At 65.1% G+C, this 16,357-nt stretch carries 16 protein-coding genes; 9 read left to right on the top strand and 7 right to left on the bottom strand.

Annotated elements, in window-relative coordinates:
• The first annotated feature begins 157 nt into the window (after positions 1 to 157).
• Both ACFFGN_RS25605 and ACFFGN_RS25600 read left to right on the top strand, forming a co-directional pair.
• Entirely contained in the window at positions 158 to 484 is a 327-nt protein-coding gene (locus tag ACFFGN_RS25605) for a hypothetical protein (RefSeq protein ID WP_380052310.1), read from the top strand.
• Positions 485 to 804: 320 nt separating this feature from the next.
• Positions 805 to 2,007, top strand: coding sequence for an AlbA family DNA-binding domain-containing protein (locus ACFFGN_RS25600; RefSeq protein WP_380052308.1), 1,203 nt, complete (start codon positions 805 to 807; stop codon positions 2,005 to 2,007).
• Between the two features lie 194 nt (positions 2,008 to 2,201).
• Here ACFFGN_RS25600 and ACFFGN_RS25595 read toward each other — a convergent pair whose 3' ends face one another.
• On the bottom strand, positions 2,202 to 2,720 hold the full coding sequence (locus tag ACFFGN_RS25595) for an HD domain-containing protein (protein WP_380052306.1): 519 nt from the start codon (positions 2,718 to 2,720) through the stop codon (positions 2,202 to 2,204).
• 70 nt (positions 2,721 to 2,790) lie between these two features.
• Complete coding sequence (locus ACFFGN_RS25590; protein ID WP_380052304.1) at positions 2,791 to 3,915, bottom strand: helix-turn-helix domain-containing protein; 1,125 nt, start codon at positions 3,913 to 3,915, stop codon at positions 2,791 to 2,793.
• 343 nt (positions 3,916 to 4,258) lie between these two features.
• Between ACFFGN_RS25590 and ACFFGN_RS25585 the strand changes: the two genes are divergently transcribed.
• The 7 genes from ACFFGN_RS25585 (at position 4,259) to ACFFGN_RS25555 (ending at position 9,597) form a co-directional block, all read left to right on the top strand.
• Positions 4,259 to 4,621 (top strand): hypothetical protein, encoded by a 363-nt coding sequence (locus tag ACFFGN_RS25585; protein WP_380052302.1) that lies wholly within the window; start codon positions 4,259 to 4,261, stop codon positions 4,619 to 4,621.
• A 24-nt stretch (positions 4,622 to 4,645) separates the two neighbouring features.
• Complete coding sequence (locus tag ACFFGN_RS25580; protein ID WP_380052300.1) at positions 4,646 to 5,236, top strand: hypothetical protein; 591 nt, start codon at positions 4,646 to 4,648, stop codon at positions 5,234 to 5,236.
• Positions 5,237 to 5,789: 553 nt separating this feature from the next.
• Positions 5,790 to 5,912 (top strand): hypothetical protein, encoded by a 123-nt coding sequence (locus ACFFGN_RS25575; RefSeq protein WP_380052298.1) that lies wholly within the window; start codon positions 5,790 to 5,792, stop codon positions 5,910 to 5,912.
• Between the two features lie 95 nt (positions 5,913 to 6,007).
• On the top strand, positions 6,008 to 7,795 hold the full coding sequence (locus tag ACFFGN_RS25570) for an albusnodin/ikarugamycin family macrolactam cyclase (protein ID WP_380052296.1): 1,788 nt from the start codon (positions 6,008 to 6,010) through the stop codon (positions 7,793 to 7,795).
• Positions 7,788 to 8,087, top strand: coding sequence for a PqqD family protein (locus ACFFGN_RS25565; RefSeq protein ID WP_380052294.1), 300 nt, complete (start codon positions 7,788 to 7,790; stop codon positions 8,085 to 8,087). The genes ACFFGN_RS25570 and ACFFGN_RS25565 overlap by 8 nt, the downstream gene beginning before the upstream one ends.
• Complete coding sequence (locus ACFFGN_RS25560; protein WP_380052292.1) at positions 8,084 to 8,509, top strand: lasso peptide biosynthesis B2 protein; 426 nt, start codon at positions 8,084 to 8,086, stop codon at positions 8,507 to 8,509. Before ACFFGN_RS25565 ends, ACFFGN_RS25560 begins: the two co-directional genes overlap by 4 nt.
• Before the next feature lie 32 nt (positions 8,510 to 8,541).
• Positions 8,542 to 9,597, top strand: coding sequence for a protein-L-isoaspartate O-methyltransferase family protein (locus ACFFGN_RS25555; RefSeq protein ID WP_380052290.1), 1,056 nt, complete (start codon positions 8,542 to 8,544; stop codon positions 9,595 to 9,597).
• A 412-nt stretch (positions 9,598 to 10,009) separates the two neighbouring features.
• Here the strand turns inward: ACFFGN_RS25555 and ACFFGN_RS25550 are convergent, their stop codons facing one another.
• The 5 genes from ACFFGN_RS25550 to ACFFGN_RS25530 form a co-directional block, all read right to left on the bottom strand.
• Positions 10,010 to 10,408, bottom strand: coding sequence for a hypothetical protein (locus ACFFGN_RS25550; protein WP_380052288.1), 399 nt, complete (start codon positions 10,406 to 10,408; stop codon positions 10,010 to 10,012).
• The gene (locus ACFFGN_RS25545; RefSeq protein WP_380052286.1) at positions 10,405 to 11,823 is read right to left on the bottom strand and encodes a type IV secretory system conjugative DNA transfer family protein; all 1,419 of its coding nucleotides are present in this window, start codon (positions 11,821 to 11,823) and stop codon (positions 10,405 to 10,407) included. The genes ACFFGN_RS25550 and ACFFGN_RS25545 overlap by 4 nt, the downstream gene beginning before the upstream one ends.
• Before the next feature lie 394 nt (positions 11,824 to 12,217).
• Entirely contained in the window at positions 12,218 to 13,660 is a 1,443-nt protein-coding gene (locus ACFFGN_RS25540; protein WP_380052284.1) for a putative type IV secretion/conjugal transfer ATPase, read from the bottom strand.
• Positions 13,657 to 15,093 (bottom strand): SCO6880 family protein, encoded by a 1,437-nt coding sequence (locus tag ACFFGN_RS25535; RefSeq protein ID WP_380052282.1) that lies wholly within the window; start codon positions 15,091 to 15,093, stop codon positions 13,657 to 13,659. The genes ACFFGN_RS25540 and ACFFGN_RS25535 overlap by 4 nt, the downstream gene beginning before the upstream one ends.
• Complete coding sequence (locus tag ACFFGN_RS25530; RefSeq protein ID WP_380052279.1) at positions 15,093 to 16,346, bottom strand: TrbL/VirB6 family protein; 1,254 nt, start codon at positions 16,344 to 16,346, stop codon at positions 15,093 to 15,095. The genes ACFFGN_RS25535 and ACFFGN_RS25530 overlap by 1 nt, the downstream gene beginning before the upstream one ends.
• Positions 16,347 to 16,357: the final 11 nt, after the last annotated feature.

The following is a 16,357-nucleotide window of genomic DNA, read 5'->3' as shown; positions in this document are numbered from 1 at the left end:
GTGACATGGACTTCATCCTTCCAACGAATGAAGTCTCCAGACACGCCGGGGCGGCTCACAGAAGTCCGCCGCCCCGCCGCACTCGTCGCGCCTCGTGACACCGGTGCACAAGGTCGCTGATCCAGTACTCAGGGAATCCCTCGCAAACATGCAGGCCATGATCGCCCAACGCACTGAATACCTAGTGGAGACGGCCCGAGAACAGCAGGCTCCTTGGCTTCAGGACCTCGAACAGGTCGCCGACGGCACAGCCCGGCAAGAGCTCATCCGAGACATAGCTGCATTCCGCGAGCGCTACGCGATCGACTCCACCGCCCCGCTCGGTCCGGCCCCATCTGGCCACGACACCCTTCAATTGCGTACTTGGGAAAGCCTGCGCCAACAAATCACCGTCCTCACCTCGACTGCGCCTCTGAACCACTCGACCTCAAGCACAGCCAGCGAAATCGTTCACGATCATGCGCCCTTGAAGCAGCATCCTTGAGATGCGCACACACCATTGGCCGCCGAAGTTTCTTGCCGACGCCACGTTGTATCAAGGGCTTGCTCCGCCGCTTCAGCGAGTGCCTCGTCGACTGCGAAGCCCACCATCTGGCCAGGCCGAATCCGCGCATTCGCATATCGCCCACCCGCCTGAAGCCGGGGCGGTGAGCGACCCTCCACCGGGACCGGACCCGCACTGACTCACGGGGTTTCGTCCGCATGCGAAAACGCGAACTCCGGGCAACGAGCCGGACGCGCGGCTACTGTCGGTAGATGCTCTTCACCGCGTTGCACCGCCTACTCGGCCGACCAGCTGGTCCAGTGACCGATGAAATGGTGGACGCCGCAGTCAACCAACGCCTGCACGAGACCGACGACCTCGACTGGAAACAGGCCGCACCACCGCGCAGCGGACTAGCTGACACCGACTTCCCCAAAGATGTCGCCGCAATGGCAAACGGTTCCGGCGGAGTGATCGTTTTCGGCGTGACCGAGGATCAGAAGGCGGCCGTTGGCCGGGTCGACGTCGGCGAGATCGACGAGAGCCACGAGCGTGCTCTGCGGAGCGTTGCCGTGACTGCCATCAATCCACCGATCTTCGGGCTAGGCCTCCACCGGGTCGGCGCCGACGGGCGACGCGCTCTCGTTGTGACCGTCCCGGCATCCGTGGACGGCCCACATCTGATTTACAAGAATCAGTACTTCGGCGCGCCCGTTAGAAACGATGCCGATACGACGTGGATGAAAGAGCGGCAGATCGAGACGATGTACCGGGCACGATTCGATGAACGTCGTAACGCACATGAAGCGCTGAACAACCTCTATGCGGAAGCGACAGCAGGCCGTGGTGAGCTGCCGCCCATGGCGTGGATGATCGGAGTCGCACGGCCACGAGTGCCTGTGATCCGCACAGAACGAATGTCTCGCGAGGAGGCAAAGGAGGCGCTCGGTGCCATCGAGGACGACCGCACGCTGTTTGCCCGCCCCACCAAAGAGATTCGCTGTTCAGAGCTGAATCTGCTGAACCCGCGGCCGGGTTTACGCCGGTGGGTCGCCCCGCCGAACCAAGACTTCGCCGGTTCTTGGCTCGAGGCTTGGGCAAGCACTCACGATGACGGCTCTGTAACCATGGCGGCGGCCATCGGGGGACACCCCATCGGCTCCAAGGAATTTGCGCCCCCCGGCGTGATCCGATCCGACCGCGTAGAGCAATTCACCGTCGACCTGATGAACCTCCTTCGCGCCACGGCGACCGCGCGAGGAACAGTCGACTACGAGGCGAGAATCGGGATCAAATGGGATCGAACTTCGCTCATCATGGTCGAGCCACCTCGCTCGATGGGACACACACCAGAAGGACTCCCGCTGCCGCAATTCACACCGGTCGACGTCAGCGTGCAAGCGTACGTCGATGCTAATGAGGCACTCGAGCAGGTCCGCTCGATCGTCACGGACCTTCTCAACCAGGGCGGTCTCCAGCGAATCGCGCTGCTTCGCGACCCTGTTTCCAGATCCACCGACTAGTCGCCGCACCGTTCTCGACCTAGTTCGCGTCCCCTGTTCGCGACAGGGGAGCTAGACGCTCCGCCGATCCTGGCAACCAGCGCTCCACCGGAGTAGTTCGATGTGGAGACGAGCGGGCGCGGCTAGAGCTGATGCGGACCCGCAGCTCCACTCGCGGGCCACCACACTATTCCGCGGGCGAGGGGGCGAGCCCGCTATCGATCCCGCCACGCTAACGGGGAGACGGTCAGGGCAGCGTCAGCCAGGCGTTTTCCGAAGTCGGTCTGGATCTTTGCCCGGGAGGATTCGATCCAGCCTTCAACTCTGCTATATCCGGCTTCGCCGTATTCGACTGCTTGCATCAGGCATTCGAGGCGGTCGGCGTCCTTGGCGCAGATCGCCTCGATCGTCTCGCATGATTCGAACTCGTGAACTGCTTCTCGGATGCTCTTCGCCGAGCGGTCGGGAAGGTTGGCGACCTGGTCTTCGGTGATGGTCTCGTTGCTCGATGCCTGTATATATGGGCGCGCGCTGTGCGGGATGTCGCCGATACGGGTTTCCTGCGAGTCATGCCACATACCCATGTATGCGGCCCTTGCCGGGTCCCCGCCCTCCTCGGCCGCAATCAGCGCGGCTAGTTGGGCTACTCGGAGGCTGTGCTCGGCGACGGACTCAGGATCGCGGACGCCTACGTGCCACCAGCCTGATCGGCGAACCCGCTTGAGCACACCCATCTCATAAGCGAACGCTGCGACGCCCGATGCCTCTCGGTCTGCGCTCGTGTCTGCCACGGTGTTCCCTTTCTCAACGATTCGCCAACTGAACTGCGTACCGCAAGTTAATCAACTCGTCTCGGGCCTCGCGATCAAAGCCGCCATCAAGTGCTCGCTCCACTCGAGCTGCTGCCAGCGTGCGGAGGCTGGCGTGTTGCCGAAGTAGGTCTGGTCTTGCTAGCACAAGGGTCCAAAAACTGTGGATATTGAGCTGCCCGTGGATGTCATTATCGAGGTGCTGTAGGAGGTGGCTGGCCAGCAGTCCACCGGACCAGGTGTGGTCATCACCCGCAGCGACGAGGTACCTGTCGCTCGGGTATGAGTCGGGTATCTCGCCAAGCCAGTAGGCCCAGTAGGCCAGGTTCGCTGCGGCGTGCTTGTCGCTGCTCAAAGTGTGTTTGATGAAGTACTTCAGCGGATCGGGGTCGCCCCTTCGCGCGAGCGCCAGTGTTGCCGACCGTGCAGCAATGCCGGCTGTTGGGTCGGCCGACCCTGCTCCTGCCGCGAAAGCTCGCTTGTGCTCCGTTGCCAGCCAAATCGCCGACTCCTGGCGGCTGTCGAAGCCCAGAAGGTAGGTTGCCTGTCGCCGAAGGAGTGGAGTGGACGAGGCTGTCGCCGGATCAGCTGTCGCGATCAAGTGATCGAAGAAGCGCCGCTGATCACTTGTATTCAGCAGGGGATGCTTTGCTACTGGGCCTCGGCCTGGTGATGAGGGAAGGCTACGGAGCTTCGGTGGAGTCAGTCCTGTGAACGGCCAGGTGATCATGTTCACGAGACTGCGGCGGTGAACAGCGGCGGCGAGTGGATTGAATTCCAGGCGCACCGGTTGCCCGCCTGCCGCGATCGCGACCGCGAGGATGCCGTCGCCTTCCAATGCCTCCTGGAAGCAGCTCACTGCCGCAGGCTGCGCGCCGTGCATGGTCAGTCGGGTGCGCAAGCGCAGTAGATCTGCCGCCCGTTGGGCAGGCAGCGGGCGACGACCACTTTCCCAGCCTTGGACCGTACTGGCGTCTACTTCAAGAAGTTCGGCGAGCTTGTCCTGCGTCATACCGAGCGATCCGCGGATTAGCTTGAGAACGAAGCCGGACAAGATTCCGACCTCAGCGCTCGGCGCGACGAAACCCTGATTGGCAGTCGGTGTTTCTGATCTCTTCAAGGCGCGCCTCCCCCCTCGGGCTTACTTTGTGCATCGTAACTCGTACTCCCAGTCAGTTCAGGTTGAGTACGTCCTCCGCCATCGTTGACTCCATGAACACAGTGCGTAACTTCAGTGCACCGCTGGTCCACACGGGGGATCAGCGAGTTGCCGCTTCAACTACGCAGACTTCCGCTGAAGTACGACGACGCCTTGTACGAGTCTGGTTCGGTGAGCATGTCATCGATCGGCGCATGACCGATGCGCCGTTGGCTGCTCGACACGAGGCGTCGATGCGGCGCCGGTTTGCAGGACTCCGGGTCACAAACGACGCGGTTCAACCTTCGAAGCAGCCGTGACCGGCGTGAAACCGCCTCGAACGTTCGTACTCGACCGGCACCACGACGTATCCGGAGTGTCCGGTACAGGGGTCGTTGCCGAAGGCGTGGTGTTCAGCGATGGCTCGGCCGCTCTTCGCTGGCCTGGCCGGTATGCGACGACGACCACCTTCGAGGACGGCATCGAGGCGATCCAGGCAATCCATGGCCACAGCGGAGCGACCGAGGTGCGCTACCTCGACCTCCCTGACCGGCAGCTGGGGTTCAACAACCGCGACTACCCGTTCTCAACAGGCCTGCGAGTGCCGACTGCCAGTGTCAATGGGCTGTGTGGTGGCTGCCTTGCTGCTTGGCCCTGCACGCGCTGTGCGCGGCCCGAGAGTCACTGACCACCGATCGATCGGGGGGATCTCATGGGACAGAAGATGCTTCATTGCTACTACCGGCAGCACTTCATGATGACCGCGAAGGAACGCGCCACGGTACTGACGATGTTCACCGAGTTCGCCGCGAGGAATGGGCTTGAGCTGGGTGGCATCTTCAGCGATTCGGTCGAGACTGGCTCGATCGGGCTGGGAGCGCTCCGGGCGGCGCTGGAGCTGGACGATGTTCGTCTGGTCGCTGTGCCGTCGCTGCTGCATCTGGACCCGCTCGGTGATCCGGATCGCGTGGTGGCGGAGTTCACCGATGCCGGTGTCGCGATTGCTGTTGCTGATCCGTCTTTTGACCAGGGGCCGGCGCGTTCGACCGCCTGCGACTCCTCATCGCAGAATCGGCCCCTTTCCCGGAGTCCCGGCGTGCTGCTCACCACCTTGAGGCAGCGCGCCGGGACTCCCTCTAAAGCCGGCGAGCGGGCGCGTAGCCGACGCGCTGCGCCCCGCTCGCCGATCCACCCCGAGAAGCCCATGCGCGCTTCTCGGGCAGCCTCGCTGCCCCCTGGGGGCGCCTGCTTCGGGGGGCACCGAGAGCTCGTTCCATCCCCACGAGCGGCGGGGCGGACGTGAGGTCCCTGCGCCTGACGCCAACCGCACATTCCGGTTCGCCGGGATGCTGGCGTCGGTCCCTGCGCCCGCGTCCGTCCCGCCTTGATACCGGGAGGCCCCGGCGGTACAGCCCTTTTGGGTGCGCATCGCCTCACAACGACAGCTCGTCGGGGCCTCCTTATCCACAGGCCGCGGGTGCATCAGCGCCCGGTGCCGGCCGTTTCACGCCGGCACTCTGCCGGTTGTGATGCTGGGCCCGCGTAAATCGGACGAGTTGTCCGTTGACCTGGGCTTTGTCGGCGTTGCACGCCGAATCGCACTGCCGGTAGGCCTATCGCCCCGCAGACGGATCAAGGTGAAGGAGGTGAACGCAATGACGAACGAGACGGAGCAGTACGTGTCGCCGCAGCTGGTTGAGCTGGGTGAGACCTCTGAGGTGACGCTCGGCAAGTACGCCGAGGACAGCCAGGACCAGGGCCGGTACTTCGAGTGATGCAGGTGGTGGTTCCACCTGTCGTAACGCAGGCGAAAGCACCAAAAGGCCTAACAGGATCGTTTGCATGGTTGGGAGCCGGTGGAGATGAACGAGGTGGAGCAGTACGTCGCGCCTGAGCTGGTGGTACTGGGTGGGGCCTCGCTGGTGACGCTCGGCAAGCATGCCGAGGACATCAACGATCAGAGCGGCTGGTTCAGCTAATTGGGTCGTGGTCGGCGGCTCGCTGAGTTCGAGGGGCCGCCGGCCACTTCCGTTCGCGGATGACGGGGAGGGTGGATATGTGGATCACAGGGAACATGACCGATGTGGCGCCAGTTCGCTCCGCGCTGGCGTGGGGTGGCAGGCGGCCGGTGTGGCTGGTTGATGCGCCTGCGCATCGTTGGCGTGTGATGGAAGCCGGGGATTGCCGGTTGCTGGTTGCGGGTGACTGCTATGCCAGCGAGGTGGAGCTTCGTGCAGGGCTGGAGGCTGTGCGTGATGAGGATTGGCGTGCGCTGACGTTGTGGCCGGGCTCGTACTGGGCGGTGGCAGATAACGGGGAGACGTGTGCGGTGATTTCTGACCTGGCGGGTTCGCGGCCGGTGTATTTCACGCCCTGGGACGGCACGATGGCCTGGGCTACAGCGGTGCGCCCGTTGGTCGAGCTGACCCAGACGGTGCTCGATGTGGTGTCGGTGATGGCGCGGATGGCTTGTGCAACGATCCCCGAGATCACCGGAACCGCAACCACTCACCAGAGAATCCGGCGCTTGCCCGGTGGTCATGCCCTGGTGATCGGGCGCGGACGTCGACCGCAAGTCGTGGGCTACGAGATCGCCCAGGCCGAGGTGGCGTTCGATGAGGCGGCCAGCGCTCTGCGCGGCGCCTTGGTCGAGGCGGTGACCTGCCGGACAAGGTCGGTGCGGCGGGTCTCTGCTGACTTGTCAGGCGGTTTGGATTCGACCAGCTTGGCGTTCCTGGCGGCCGAGAATGCCACGGACGTGCTAGCCGTGACTCGCGACGATCCGGCCGCGCCGAATGACGACATCACCTACGCCACCCGCATCGCGATGCATCCCAACCTCACCCATTTGGTGGTGCGTGACGGCGAGGCCGGGTTGTTCTATGACCGGCTGCTGGAGGCGCCGAGGACGGATCAGCCGTTCACCGATGCCGCGCGCTGGTCGATGCGCTACACCTTCCATTCTCAGGTTCTGGCACGCGGGACCGACCTGCACCTGACCGGCTCTGGTGGCGACACCGTGCTGACTGCTGCACCGACCTACCTGGCCGCCCTGGTGAAGGCAAGCTCGATGCCGGCGCTGCTGCGCCATGCCTCGACCAGGGCCAGGCTGCGGCAGCAATCCACCTCGACGGTGCTCGCTGACGCGGCCCGCTTGTCGCGCACCGGATACCGCCAGGCGCTGCGCGATCTGGCGGCATCGATCGAGTTCCCCGCCGGCTCGGACCGGACAGGACCGACCACGCTGCGCTGGTATGCACCGCTCAGTCTGATCGCATGGCTGTCGCTGGACGCGCGCCGCGAGCTAGCCAAGCGGGCACGGGCTGCCGCGGACGCCAATGTGCTCGAAGACAGAGGCATGAGTGTTCGCCGCGCCACCGACGATCTGCGCGAGTTCGGCACCTACCAAGCCGAGCTGACAGGGCAACTTGAAGCAACCGGGCTACCAGCCCACGCCCCGCTACTCGACAATGCCGTTGTCCGCGCCTGCGGTTCAGTAGCACCACACCAACTTCAGTCCTGCACTACCCAAAAGCCGCTGCTCGGAACGGCTCTGCGGGGCCTGGTGCCGCAGTACCTGCTGAGCCGCCCGACCAAGGGCGGATATGACGGCAACGCCTATGCCGGGGTCCGCCGCAACGCGGCAACACTGCGCGCGCTGCTGGAAGACTCACTGCTCGCCAGCGAAGGTCTGCTCGACCTGAGCCCGGCTCGTGCCGAGCTCGCCCGCATCGTCGCCGGAGCACCGGGCCGCCTGGCGAGTCTGGAAGCACTCCTCACCACCGAGTTGTGGCTAGCTTCTGCCTCTTCTCGTCCCAGGTCCGAGACCTGGCAACCGGTCAAGGTCACGGCCCATGGCTGACACTGCAACCGCCGCCTACTCGCTGCCGCGCTACGTCTATGCATCCATCACCGCTGATGGCGCGATGCTGCTCGATACCCGCAGGAAGGGAACATGGTTCACCGTCAATCCCACTGGTGCACACCTGCTCCGCCTCCTCCTGGCGGGCGCAACCCTCGACCAGGCCGTCACCGCACTCGCCGCCTTTTACGGCACCGACCGCACCACGATCGGTATCGACATGGCGCACCTGGCCACCGACCTGACACTGCACGGACTACTACAGCAACCTGCACAGGTGAGCGGCAAATGACCAGCGTCAAAATGGCCATCACCCCGGTGACCGCGACCGCGCCACTGCACTACCGGCTCGCCGCGCTACCGGTACTACTGATCTCGAGCGTCCTTGCCCGCCGCGCACCACTGCGCTTCACCCTTGCCACCGCGAGAACGATCAAGCGAATCGTCGGCCGGCGGCCCGCTTCGCGGCAACGCACCGAGCTGGTGATCGCCGCACGTGACTGGGCCGCGGCACGGTTCCCTGGCCGCTCAGCCTGCATGGAAGCTTCCCTCGCAGCATTCCTGCTCACCGCGCTCACCGGCCGCGCGATCGACTGGTGCATCGGATGTCGGTTCGGCCCGGCACAATCCCACGCCTGGGTAGAGACCGGTCAGTTGCCGGTCAGTGAGCCAGATACCCCAGACCGCCCGTTCCACGTCACCATCCGAATCTGACCATCCCCATCGTATCCATCGAGAGGAACCCTGTGTCCGACCTGATCGCCGAAGCCGTCAACGTCGTGCCCCGCGACTACTACACCGACCACCCCGAACTCGGGTCAGCCTGGCAGCGCACGGCACAACCCGCGATCGAACGCGACCTCGCTCGGGCCGCCATCCAGCCCGGCATGCGCGTGATGGAAGTCGGCACCGGCACCGGCTACACCGGAGCGCTCCTCGCCGAAATGGTCGGACCTGAAGGGCACGTCGTTTCGATTGACATCGATCCCGAATTGACTGAGCGCGCAGCGAAACTGCACGCCGAGCGGGGCCTCACCAACCTGACCCTGATCACACGTGACGGTCATGAAGGTGCAGCCGAGCATGGCCCGTACGACGTCATCGTCGCCTGGGCAACACCGACGCACATCCCCGCCAACTGGGTCGCGCAGTCCCGCGTTGGTAGTCGGATCTCCACGCCGATCTACCTCGCGCCGGTCTCGCGGATCGTCGGGCATGTAGTGGCCGTGGTCAACGATCAAGGCGAACCCTCGCGTCCCATCCTCGGCCCAGCGGTCTACATAGATATGGGGCCAGAGCTGAACATCACCAAGGGCGTGCCGCTGTTCTACGTGGACGCCAGCACCGACGATGGACACTGGATCTCCGTCGGGTGGCGCGACATGACACCCGACGCTGACCCGCACAAGACGCTCGCCATGCTGCGGGACCCGAACTTCACCCAGACCGTGGTCTTCTCCGACGATGAGCGCGAGCAGGCAACCCGCTTCCGTGACTTCCGTGCCTACTGCGTCGGCCGCGACAACGGCCAACGCTCGAACGCCACCGCGTACGGCACCGGCGGACCCGACTGGATCACCTCAATCGGATTCAGCAGCGAACGCAACGCAGCCGTCTTAACCGCCGAAGGACAACTGCTCGCCAACAGCGAAGACTCACCCGCCCTGATCAAGCTGCGCGAATTCATCAAAGACTGGAACGACGCAGGCAAGCCCGGTCTCGAATCACTGCAAGGCCAACTCACCCAACACGAGACAGGCTGGACTGTCAGCGCGACGATCCGCCCCACCACTGAGACCTGAGAGTCGGGATAACGGACTCATGGACTCGAATCAGGACGACAAAGACAGCCAGGAGACCGCGCTCCAACCTCGCGTCTAAACATCAACATGGCTACCAACACAATGGCCGCCTTGAAGCAGTTGGCTTCACAGCGAGGCTCGTCGGTGCCGGAGACGGTCCGAAGAGCTATCGCTGTGCTCAGGTGCGTGGAATCTGAAGTAGCCAAGGGCAACACTCACGCAGTCATCGAAACCGACGCCAACGGCGAGAAAGCCGTGCGCGAGATCGTGCTCCTGGGCTAACCACCTACTGACAGCTAGTGGACCCGAGTCGCGAGATGGAGACTCGGGCCGCGCGTCTTCTATTCAAGGGCTCGAGAATTCGCGACACACGCCCCCATGAGGTGCCCGTGACCGCAGCGACGGAGCAGCTTTAGCAATCCTTCGGCTCGGGGCGGTGTTCGGTGCGGGTGCAGCCGCGGCGGGAGGACCATTCGCGGAGCCGTCGGAGGGCTGAGTCGAGTTCGCGGTGGAAGCCGACCGCGTCTGATGGTGAGGCGTCTTCGAGGTAGCAGGCTGTCCAGAGGATGTGGAGGGCTGAGAGTTCCTCTACGAGGGCGCCGTGTTCGGCCCAGCAGGGTGGGATCGACTTGTGGTCGATCCGGTAGCGCTGGACGATCCAGTCGACCCAGCTCGCGAGCCGCTCGACTTCCTCAGCGGCCACCGCCGGATCCAGGTCGCGCCAGCAGACGACGTACGGCTCGCCGAGTGAGCGCTGCTCGCGGTCCAGTTCCTGTCGTAGTGACTCGAGGAAGCGATCCTCAGTCGTCATTCGGAACCTTCACTCGGGCCACGCAGGGCATACGGCACGCCGGAAGCGGCGCCGATGCTGGCTCGAATCGTCGCTGCGTCGGCTCGCTCAGTCCAGGGCTGCATCGATAGCAGGATGGGCGGCGCGGTCCGTGCCAGCAGGACGCCGGTGCCGAACGGCAGCGTTCGCAAGACATCGGCCGGCAGGACGGGTACGCGCCTGGTGCTGGTCGACTCCGACTTCGCGCCGTCACTCCCCCGGTTCCAGTTGCGTACCTCGTCGTCCCGCTCACCACAAACGGCAGCTAAATCCTGCAGGTCCTTCGGCTGAGCCGACCCACCGAGCACCAGACGCAACGTCGCCGCATCCCACATAGCCGCGGCGGCCTGCTCGCCCCACCGCTCCCGCGCCTGGGCGAGCGACTGAATCACGACCAACGTCGACAGGCCCGATCCGCCACCGTCTGCCATGAGCGATGGAAGCGACGGCACCGCGCACAGGTTGGCGATTTCGTCGAGCACGAGCGACAGCGGCGGCTCAAGGCGGCCACCAAGCGATCGCGCTGCAAGCTGCCTCGCGGCCTCAGTGATGTCCTCAAGCAGCGCTGCGATGAACGACGATGTGGAGCTCGCGCCAACGCCAGTACCGAGCAAGTAGATCGTTCCGCTCTCCTCTAGAAACGACTTCGGCTCGAACCCAGCGCCGTCCGGCGGATCGAAGGCTTCACGCACCGCCGGGTCAGCGAGCGCCGCCAGCGCGCCCCGCACCCCGGCCCAGATCGCATCACGCGTCCGGCCGTCCATGCGGAGGATCCCGTCCAGGGTGTCGCCCCAGCCGTCAGCGGCATCCGCCGAGCGGTTCAGGATCCCTACCGCCTCGTCCGCCGAGGCCGGTTCGAGTCCCCAGCGGTAGAGCCGTCGTACGCCGGCGCCGTCAATCGCCGCCGCGTGCAGCAGTCCGCGGAGGGCCATCTCCGTCTGACCGTGCCAGAATGCGCCCTCCGAGACACCGCCCTTGGAGAAGCCCGCACCCTCGGCCAGACCACGCGCCCTCACCATCGCAGTCGCCGGGATCTCACATCCGCGCACGGGCGACCACCGCAGGCCCCTCGCAGTACCGAGGCCTTGTGGGTCGAAGACCGCTACCGGTCCCCTGGCCTGGCGAAGGGACAGCGTTGCGGCCAGGTTGTCCGGTCGAGTGGAGGTGGTGACGACGGCGCCCGGCGCGTCGAGGATCGCGGCGATCACCTGATGCAGGCCCTTGCCTGAACGCGGCGGCCCGACGATGATCCGCGAGTCCTCAACGGATGCCCAGCACTCGCGGCCATGCGAACGTCCAAGTAGTACGCCGACCTCTGTTGGCGATCCGACTCGCGCCTGCGGACGTGCGGTTTTGCCCCGCCGGATGACCTGGCGCCGTCCAACGGAGTGTTCCACCTCCGCTGCCGAAGCCAATCCAGGCCTACGAGCCAAACGGCTGATCTGTCTGCGCGTGGAGGCCTTCCAACGCTGCACGAAGCGCGCACAGCCGAACCACCCAGCGGCCGGAATCGCTATCAGTGCCACGCAGACAGACCAGAACATCAGCGGACCTGGCACGCCGGATCCAGGTTGAAACGCTCGCGCCGGATCCTTCCAGTTGACGAGGACCATCAGGCTTTCACCGAGCGACCCTTGGACCCAGCGACCTCCAGCTACGAAGGCGGCGATGCCCGAAGCGACGTACAAAAAGATGCCGCAGGCAAAGACCGCGAGTGCGACGGCCATCGCCATATCGCTCCCGCCGGTAGGCCGTACGCCATTGTGCATCGTTACCTCCTTCAAAGACGCGTCACATGTGACCGTCGGTGTCGAACAGGTCGGCCTCACGAGCGTGACGTACGAGCTGCACGACAAAGGAACGCGACGGCATGCGCCACAGCGCACGCCCTTTCGGCAGCTTCGCGATCGTCGCGATCTCCACATCGGTCAGTCCGAGCAACGAGGCGGTACGCGCCAGCTGATCGGGCTCCTGCCGCAACATCACACGAGTCGAACAGTCCGCCAGAAGCCCCTCGGCTAGAGCCCGGGCCTCCGACCCAAGGTCGCCGACCGCCGCCAGATCTGACAGGCGATGCACGATGAGGATGTTCGAGATACCCCACGCGCGCGACAACTTCCACTGCTCCTGCATCCGACGAAGCAGCGCAGGATCGCGCATCACGCGCCAGCCCTCGTCGTACACGATGAATCGCTGCCCGGCGGACGGATCAGCCGCTACCGCCTCCATCCACGAGGATGCGCAAGCGAGTGCGACGCGAAGGGCGTGATCGTTGCCCGCCGAGCCGATCCTGGATGAATCGAGGGTGATCATTGGAGCGTTCGGGTCGAAAGTTGTCGTGGACGGGCCGTCGAACATTCCGGCCAGGTCGCCGTGCACCAGACGGCGGATGGCGTGAGCGACTTGGCGCCCATCGGCGATCAGCACGTCAGTTTCCAGACCGACGTCGTTCCCGTCTGGCTGGAAGAGAGCATGGACGACATCGGGGAGAGTGGGTGACGCGTCATTGCGCGAGGCCGTACCGAGCGCCACATCCAGTGCCGTGTGCTCGACAGAAGACATCAGCCGGCCGAGAGTCGACTCCGCGAGCGTTCCCAGCAGAGCCCGTCGTCGCGACCACACGATCCGACGCCACTCCTCCTCGGCCACACTCGCAGGTCGGACGCCAGCGTCGAGTGGGTTCAATCGATTCGGCAGACCCGGCCCGAGCTGGATGGCCACGCCGCCGACCGCTTCAGCGACTGCGGTCCACTCCCCCTTCGGATCGCAGGGCACGTATGCCTTGCGTCCTAGCGCGATCGACCTCGTGATGAGGGCCTTCGCGGTGGAGGACTTGCCAGTGCCGATCACTCCTGCGAGCAGAATGTTGGGGTTGGTGAGCACCTTCGCCTGATACAAGACCCATGGGTCGTAGACGAACGAACCGCCGCTGAAGACATCCGATCCGATATAGGTGCCGTTGGCCCCTAATCCACCTTCGGCTAGGAACGGGTAGGCCACCCGCAGGATGCGGGTTGTCGCCCGGTGGGTGTCGACGCGCAACCGCAGTCTGCGGCGCAGCGAGTGCTGCCGCTTCTCCGCCTGCCCGGGTGCGGGTTCGTCGCCCAGCGCGTCGTCAGGCTGGTGTCGCTCGATGTAGTCGCCACCTTCGGTGAGCGCACGTCGGTTCTTTCGCTTCGTCTTCCGGTCGGCGTCGCTGGGCTGATAGAGCGCGACTCCACGCTGCCGGTTCACTCGAGCCCCGAACCGAACGGCAGCGAGGCCGCAAGGAACGCCTCCGCCTGCTGACCGACGAGCTTCCGCATGTCCAGGAGAGCCTGCGATGCGGCGTTCTCCAGCTCGTTGCACGAGTCGTTCAGAGCCTCTAGGTCATCAGCCGACACGACGAGTAGTCCGACCCATCGGACATCGCCATGGCCCGCGGCGAGGTCAGCTTCTCGCTGGGCGACGTCGGCTTCGATCTGCTTGTCCTGCTCAGTTTCGAGCTGCCCGAGCCGTGCGCGGGTGGCCCGGTCCGTGAGGCGTTCGACTCGATCGCGCCGGGCATCACGCAAGGCTCGCCCGATAGGGACCGGCTGCAGGACGATCGAGAAGGTACGGCGTACTCCCGGCTTGAGCAGCAAGGGGCTGAGGAAGCTGGGCGTAGCCCGGACCCGCGGCCACTCGGCGATCACGTAGACGCGGTGGAACGAGGAGTCGGTACGAAGGTGGTCCCAGTCCGCGTCAATGGCTAGAGGCCCGGCGGCAGCGAGGTCCAGCTCCACGTACGCCCGGTCGACCACCTTGGCCGCCGCTGGGTCAAAGGCCAAGCGGAGGCTCGTCGCAAGCTGCGGAGCGGTCAACCAAACCCCTCCCACGCCGGCGGCCGAGAACGAGAACTGGAACGCCCGAGTTTCGGCCTCCAGCACGGCGACCGCGCCGGCCAGCCCACCGCCGTACCTCCGGGCATCTCGGCTGATCGCGTCGAGGCTCAACGACAAGCCGAAAAGCGTTTCGTGCCGCGCCGACGCAGGAGCCGCCCGCTGCAGCAGCTCTGCGTACACAGCGCCTGTTGGGGTCGTCGGGTCGAGGTTCCTCTCATTGGCCCAGGTGGTCAGGCCGTCGCCCGAGTCGGGCAGGGTCCGCTCGATGATCTGGGCCCGCGCGACTCGCCCGCCGTGACAAAGGGAGGCGATCATGCGCCCGTACTCGACAACCCGGCGGTCTTGCTGATCGGAGTTCTGCAGCAGATGTGCCGGGCTCTCGATCCTGGCGATCGCCGTGATGCGGCGCCGATGCGGATCGTGAATGACTGCGATTGAGTGCTTCGTGTCTAGGACTCGTAGCGAGCCCGCTTGCCCTGGCAGGTGCAAGGAACCGCGTACGCGAGGTGCTAGAGGTCGAGCGCGGAAAGACTGTTGGCGCCTGTGCCTGCGCAGGTGGTGCGCGCCGCGGAGCAGGATCCAGCGGTACGCGGGCATTCCCTCCATCGGCACGGCAGCGACGACGCCTGCTGCCAGTCCTGCTGCGAACACGGACAACCGTACGGCGGCTCCCGACTGGCTCAGGGCCGCGACAGCGACGGCCAGGACCATGAAGACAAGGAGCGCCAGCTGCGCCGGGCGCAGCCCTAGAAACAGCGCCTTGCGATCGGGCCGCGGAAACCGTGTGCTGAGAGTGCCCGCCATCAGTCATCCTCACCGGCCGGTCGACCAGAGGTCGTATCCGCTGAGTGGTCCGTCGGGACGGTGGCGGAGTCGCCGTCACTGTTGACCACGACGTTGCTGGTCGCCACCGCGATCGGGCTACCGGCGTCACCATCGCCACCACTCGAAGGCGGCGGAGATCCGTACTCTGTATCAGCGGTCCCGGCTGCAGGGGGCGTCGTGACATCGTCGTCCTGGCCTGCCGCGTCTCCACCGTCGGCCGCCGTACCTGCATCAGCGCCGTCGTAGTCCACGGTGTCGCCATCTGGGTCGATCAGGTCGTGGTCGGCGTCGGCACCTCCGAAGTGGTCGGCCTTCCAATCCTGTGCGGCGTCGACCTGCTCCTTCGCTGCTGCCGTGCCCGAAGCGCCCAGTTGAAGTGCTTGTACCGCCGCGTGGCCCTGATCGCCTGCCCAGTGCAGAAACGACAGGGTGGCCATAGGTGCGAAGGCCGCCATGGCGACCAGCAAGGTTCCGCCAAGGAAGGTGCCGAGATTGGAGGCATTGCCCTGCCCGGAGGCTCCGATTGCAGAGACACCGAGGGTGAAGATGACGGCCATAGCGACTTTGCAGAACAGTAGCGCTCCGACGATCTCCATCCAGCGGCGCAGCCAATGCCGGGTGGCGGCTAACGTCCAGCTCACAAGGGCAATCGGCGCGAACACGACGAACGCCAGCAACGCCACCTCACGAACCAGCATCACGAAGTACAGGCCGAACAACGAGATCAGACCCAGAAGGATCGCCAGCAGAAGGAAGCCACCGCCAGACCCGGCTGACAGTAGCACCGTGAGGTCGAACATCCGGCCAACCCCGTCCGCGGTGACGTCATCGCGCAGGATCGCGAGCGACATCTCGTCGACGGCCTTTCCGGTCATCGACACAACGCCAACCGCCAGCGGCACACCAGCCGTACCAATCAACGCGCCAACCAGCGCGCGGCCCAACCCGCCAGGTTCTCGGCGAATCACCGCCGACACGCACTGCAGGACGACGACAATCACTAGCACCGGCAGCGAAATCGCCACCATCAGTGCGAGGTTTCCTGTCCACCAGTCCTGATCGAACCTCGGAGCGGTGCTAGTGCTGAAGGCCGCGAACACTGTCGCGGACAGGTCGGACAGTCCGCGGGCCATCCATCCGGTGAGCTTGTTCCAGCCCGCTTCCGCAGCCGAATCGCCCACCTTCGAGATCGTGCAGCCGACCGGGTTCAAGATGCAGTCGCTCCACGCCATGATCGCCTCCG

Origin of the sequence: Kribbella deserti, assembly GCF_042434725.1 — a bacterium.
Classification (GTDB): domain Bacteria; phylum Actinomycetota; class Actinomycetes; order Propionibacteriales; family Kribbellaceae; genus Kribbella; species Kribbella deserti.
Note: the sequence above shows the minus strand (reverse complement) of the source record. Positions and strands in the feature narration are given on the sequence as shown.